At 62.8% G+C, this 5,641-nt stretch carries 4 protein-coding genes; 1 reads left to right on the forward strand and 3 read right to left on the reverse strand.

Features of this window, described 5'->3' with window-relative positions; all coding sequences use genetic code 11:
• Positions 1–318: 318 nt before the first annotated feature.
• The 3 genes from WMO66_RS06220 to WMO66_RS06230 all read right to left on the reverse strand — a co-directional run bounded on the left by WMO66_RS06220 (position 319) and on the right by WMO66_RS06230 (position 4,205).
• Positions 319–2,079: an ABC transporter ATP-binding protein gene (locus WMO66_RS06220; protein WP_349135527.1), complete on the reverse strand. Its 1,761-nt coding sequence runs from the start codon at positions 2,077–2,079 to the stop codon at positions 319–321.
• The gene (locus WMO66_RS06225) at positions 2,076–3,797 is read right to left on the reverse strand and encodes an ABC transporter ATP-binding protein (protein WP_349135529.1); all 1,722 of its coding nucleotides are present in this window, start codon (positions 3,795–3,797) and stop codon (positions 2,076–2,078) included. Before WMO66_RS06225 ends, WMO66_RS06220 begins: the two co-directional genes overlap by 4 nt.
• A 93-nt stretch (positions 3,798–3,890) precedes the next feature.
• A complete protein-coding gene (locus WMO66_RS06230; protein WP_349135531.1) occupies positions 3,891–4,205 on the reverse strand; it encodes a hypothetical protein in 315 nt (104 codons plus the stop codon).
• A gap of 145 nt (positions 4,206–4,350) precedes the next feature.
• Here WMO66_RS06230 and WMO66_RS06235 point away from each other — a divergent pair, with 145 nt between their 5' ends.
• Complete coding sequence (locus tag WMO66_RS06235) at positions 4,351–5,523, forward strand: cation diffusion facilitator family transporter (protein WP_349135532.1); 1,173 nt, start codon at positions 4,351–4,353, stop codon at positions 5,521–5,523.
• The last annotated feature ends 118 nt before the right edge of the window (positions 5,524–5,641 follow it).

Genomic DNA, 5,641 nt, shown 5'->3' on the forward strand with positions numbered 1-5,641 from the left:
AGACGGCTGCCCTGTTCCGTGAGGTCTGCCCGGAGTGTGAGGTCACGCTCATCGACGGCGGCCACCGCAGGCCGACGTGGCAATCTCACGCAACCGGTTACGTTTTTGCCGGGAGTACCCTGTTATCCGACCGGGTGCTGCGAGATTCCCACGTCGCTTCGCTCCTCGGAATGACAAATTTGGGGGCATTGTGCGGTCGGCGATGTCACCCTATAACTTGCAAGCCTGCAAGGCGCTCAGGGAGCGCCGTTTGTTGAACGACAGTCATAAAAATCCCCGAGGCCGGGCGGTCTCGGGGATCCTTTTTTGCGTTTGAACTCAAATGGCGTACTGGCTCGTATAGAGCTGGTAATAGAAGCCGCGGCGGGCCAGCAGCTCCGTGTGCGTGCCCTGCTCGACGATATGGCCGTGGTCGAGCACAAGGATGAGGTCGGAGTCGACGATGGTGGACAGGCGATGGGCGATAACAAAGCAGGTACGGCCCTTCATCAGGCGGTCCATGGCCTTCTGCAGCAAAATTTCCGTGCGTGTGTCGACGTTGGACGTCGCCTCGTCCAGAATGAGCAGGCGGCGGTTTGCCAGCATGGCGCGGGCAATGGTCAGCAGCTGCTTCTGACCGCCGGAGAGGTTCGTCATGTCGTCGCCGACAACGGTGTCATAGCCCTGCGGCAGCGTGCGGATGAAGTGGTCACAGTACGCGCGGTCGCAGGCCTCGACGATCTGCTCGCGCGTGGCCCCCGGCGTGCCGTAGGAGACGTTTTCCGCAATCGTTCCGCGGAACAGCCAGGTGTCCTGCAGCACCATGGCGAACTGGCTGCGGACCTCCTCGCGCGACAGCGAGGCGCAGTCGGTGCCGTCGAGCAGGATGTGCCCGGCATTCAGGTCATAGAAGCGCATGAGCAGATTGACGATCGTCGTCTTGCCTGCGCCGGTCGGGCCGACGATGGCGACGTTCTGGCCGGGGCGGACGGCAAGGTTCAGGTCTTCAATGAGCGGCACGGCCGGGTCATAGGAGAACGAGACGTGCTCGAAGCGGACGTCGCCCTTCGCGGGGGCGGGGAGCGCGCCGTCCGCCTGCGGCTCTTCCGGCAGGTCGAGCAGCTTGAACACGCGGCGGGCGGCCGCCTTGGCGTGCTGCAGGTCGCCGAGGCCGCCTGCGATCTGCTCCAGCGGGCCGGAGAACTGCTTGGCATACAGCAGGATCGTCACGACGATGCCGACGGACACACTCTCATTGCGGACGATGAGCCAGCCGCCGAACAGGCAGATGGCGATGTAGGCCAGCGCATTCGTGAAGGCGATGAGCGGCCGGACGATGGACGAGGTGAAATTGGCCCGTGTCTCGGCCTTGCGGCGGCGCTCGTTCAGCTCGGCATGGCGCTGCTCCGTGTAATCCTCGAGGTTATAGGCTTTTGTCGTGGCAAAGTTCGTAAAGGCCTCCTCCGTCACGGCGTTGAGGTTGCCGGACTCCGTGAACATGCTGTAGAAGTGCTTTTCACTGCGGGAGGACAGGAGCGTCGACAGCAGGATGGAGGCCGGGGTGAGCACAAGGACAATGGCAGCCAGCCGCCAGTCCTCCAGCAGCATCATGACGGCGATGGCAAGGATCATGAAAAAGCCGGTCATGAGCGTGTCGATGATCTGGTGAACGTAGTTTCCCATGGTGGACACGTCGTCCATCATGCGCGAGAGAATGTCGCCGACGGGCGTCTGATCCACATAGCTCACGGGCAGGCGGCGGATTTTATCCGAGATGCGGATGCGCAGCTCGCAGGTGAAGTAGCGGCTGACGACCCGGTTGAGCAGCTGCATCTTGACATAGCTGAACAGGCTATAGCCGAGGTAGACCAGCGCGAGCCAGCCCATGGGGCGCAGGAGACCGGCCAGCAGGTCGCTGCGGTCGGAGCCGTCCCACCAGGCATACAGCCGGTCGATGAGGCCGCCGAGCAGCTTCGGGCCGAGCACGCCGCAGATGATTACGCCGATGCACAGCAGCGCGGCGAGCAGGAGCCACTTCCAGATCGGGCGGGCCTCCCAGAGCAGGCGGCGGATGATATGTTCCTTTTTCGGCTGTTTCACTGGAGGTCACCTCCCGTCTGCGAGGCATAGATCTCACGGTAGATGCGGCAGCGCGCCAGCAGCTCGTTGTGTGTGCCGCTGTCGACGAGGCAGCCGCCGTCCATGACGAAGATGCAGTCTGCGCTCATGGCGGAGGTGATGCGCTGCGTCACGACGATCTGCGTGCGCCCGGCGATGCGCCGGTTCAGGGCAGTGCGCAGGTTTTTCTCCGTCAGGAAGTCCAGCGCGGAGAAGCTGTCATCAAAGATGTAGATGGGCGCGTCCTTGATGATGGCACGCGCGATGGCAAGGCGCTGCTTCTGGCCACCGGAGAGGTTTTTGCCCGCCTGCCGGATCTCGTAGGACAGGCCGCCCTCGCACGAGGCGATGAAGTCCGAAAGCTGGGCGATGCGTGCAGCCTCCGTGACGGCGGCATCATCCGCATCGGGGTCGCCCATGCGGATGTTCTCACCGATGGTGCCGGAGTAGATGGCCGCGCCCTGCAGGACGCTGCTGATGCCGCGGCGCAGGGTGTGCTTGCTGAGCCCGGCGGCATCGCGCCCGTCAAAGAGGATGCGCCCCTGCGTCGGCGCGCGGAAGCCGAGCAGCAGGTGCATCAGCGTGCTCTTGCCGCTGCCGGTGCCGCCGATGACGGAGATGCGCTGCCCCGGCAGAATGTGCAGGGAAATGTGGCTGATGGCGTCCGCGGAGCCGCCGTAGGAGAAGCTGACATCCTGCAGCTCGATCTCGCCGTGCAGCTCAGCCGTTTCGCCGGCCATGGGATCGCCCATGCCCTCCGCGCCGAGCACCTGATGGATGCGCCCGGCGGCGACCTGTGCGCGCGGATACATGATGATGGCGAACGAGGCCATGATAACGCCGTTCATGACCATGGTGACATACTGGATGATGGCGAAAATGTCGCCCGCGCTCACGCCGCTGACGCCGTGGACCATGCGCCAGCCGCCGAGATAGATGATGAGCAGGGCGGAGATGTTCAAAAACAGCGTGGCAAGCGGCGTGAGCAGGCCCATGGACACGTTGGCGCGGATGATGTTCTCCGCCATGATATGCGTGGCGTCCGCAATGCGGCCGTGCTCGCGCTTTTCCGTGTTGAACGCGCGGATGACGCGGATGCCGCGCAGGCGCTCGCGCAGCAGGGCGTTCTGCACGTCGATGTAGTCGTCGGACTTGCCCCACAGCGGCAGCACGCGCTTGCCCAGCAGCACGACGATGAGCGTCAGCAGCGGGACAAAGGCCAGCAGCACGAGCGAGAGCACGACGTCCTTGCGCATGGCCAGCACCACGCCGCCGAGGAACAGCATCGGGATCGTTGCGACCGTGCCGGAGAGCATGGAGGCGACCCACGACACGGTGTCGACATCGTGCGTGGCGCGCGTGACGAGCGCGGCCGTGCCGAGCGAGCCGAATTCCTCAAACGAGAGCGTGTTAACCTTGCGGAACACGTCCGCGCGCAGATCGGCACAGAAGCAGGCGACGACCTCGGTCGACAGCCGCGTTCCGCCGAGGATGCTGGCGAGGCTGACGGCGGCGATGGCCAGCATCTGCAGGCAGCGCACGGCAATGGCCGGAAAATCGCGCGCGGCGATGCCGCCGTTCAGAATGGCGGACATCCACGTCGGCAGCAGCAGATCACACAGCGTCGACAGCGCAATAAGCACCGTTGCGGCGAGCAGCTTGCCCAGATAGGGCTTCAGATAGCGTAATATCTGCTTCATATTCTTCCTTTCCTTTTTGGGAAACTCTGACGGGATCCTCTGCGGCGGATGCCGGGTATTTTCCGCCGATCCATCGGTTTTTTTGATCTGTCGTTAAAAGCGGGCCTTTCCAAAGTAATTGGCAGCGCAGAGCTGCGCAAAGCAGTGATTGACCTCGTCGTCCGTAAAGCAGGCGTTGAATTTTGCCGAAACGGCCAGCGCCTCTGCCGACAGGGCGAGCCTTCCAAGCTCGGCCAGCCGGTCGAAGCCGTCCGAGACCTGCCCGCGGCGGCAGAGCTCCTGCACGGCGGAAATGCCGCCGTACTGCTCCACGGCCCGGCGCAGCCGCGGCTGGCGGACGCCCGCCTCCTGCTCGGCGGCGTCCATGGCGCGCAGAAGCGCCTGCGTGAATGCATCCTGTTTTTCCATTTCTCCGCTCCTCCCTCTTCCTTAAAATCATATCGTATCATAGATCCGAAGAATTGCAAGGTTTCTGCAAAAAAAGATATACTTTTTCCACAAAGTTCCGTATAATAAACAGATAACGGCATGGCCTGAAAGGAGAGCGATGGATTTGACGCAATTGCTGCTGCGCCTGTTTGTCAAGGACTACCGGAACACGGAGGATCCCGCCGTGCGCACCCGCTACGGAAAGCTGGCCGGGATCGTCGGCATCGTGTGCAATGTGCTGCTGTCGGCGGGCAAGCTGCTGGCGGGCACGCTGTCCGGCGCGGTGTCCATTACGGCAGACGGCCTGAACAATCTCTCGGACGCCGCTTCCTCGCTCGTGACGCTGCTGGGCTTCCGCCTGGCGGAGCGGCCTGCGGATGAGGAGCATCCGTTCGGCCATGCGCGCATGGAGTATCTTTCCGGCTTGTTCGTCTCTGTGCTGATTTTGCTTGTCGGCGCGGAGCTGGCGCGCTCGTCCTTCGAAAAGATCCTGCACCCCGAGCCGGTGGCGTTTTCGGCTCTGAGCTTTGCCGTCCTCGGCGCTTCCATTCTTGTGAAGCTGTGGATGGCGCTGTTCTGCGGCGGACTGAGCCGCCGCATCGGCTCGACCGCCCTGCGCGCCACGGCGCAGGACAGCCGTAATGATGTGATCACTACGGCGGCCGTGCTCATCGGCTGCGTGCTCGGCCATGTGCTACACTGGCAGGTGGATGGCTGGATCGGCCTGCTTGTGGCGCTGTTCATCCTCTGGTCCGGCTGGTCCGCGGCGAAGGATACCATCAGCCCGCTGCTTGGCGAGCCTGCGAGCGAGGAGCTGGTGCAGTCCATCTCCCGGCTCATCCTGTCGCATGAGAAGGTCCTCGGCATCCATGATCTCATGGTGCACGATTACGGTCCCGGCCAGTGCTTCGCCAGCGTGCATGCCGAGATGGACAGCCGCGAGGACCCGCTGCTGTGCCACGACGTCCTCGACGATATCGAGCGCGACGCCCTGCGGGAGCTGCGGGTGCACCTTGTCATTCACTACGATCCCATCGTGACGGACGACGCTGAGCTCAACCACATGCGCACCTTTGTGCAGGAAACGATCCGCGCCATTGACCCGGAGCTGACGCTGCACGACTTCCGCATGGTGCGCGGCGCGCAGCACACGAACCTGATCTTCGACCTTGTCATCCCGTATTCCCTCGTCGGGAAGCAGGCGGAGCTCAAGCACCGCATTGACGCGCGCGTGCAGCAGGAGGACCGGAAATATTATACCGTCATCACCTTCGACGAGCCGGTGTGCAGGTCGTGATTTTTTACGGAAACTCTGAATCAATCATCTGCGGCGGATGCCGGATCTTTTTCGTCAATCCATCGGTATGAAAAACTTGAAATACACAAAGTATTCCTGCGTTTTCCATACCTCGACT

This window comes from Faecousia intestinalis (assembly GCF_040096185.1).
Taxonomy (GTDB): domain Bacteria; phylum Bacillota; class Clostridia; order Oscillospirales; family Oscillospiraceae; genus JAZOXB01.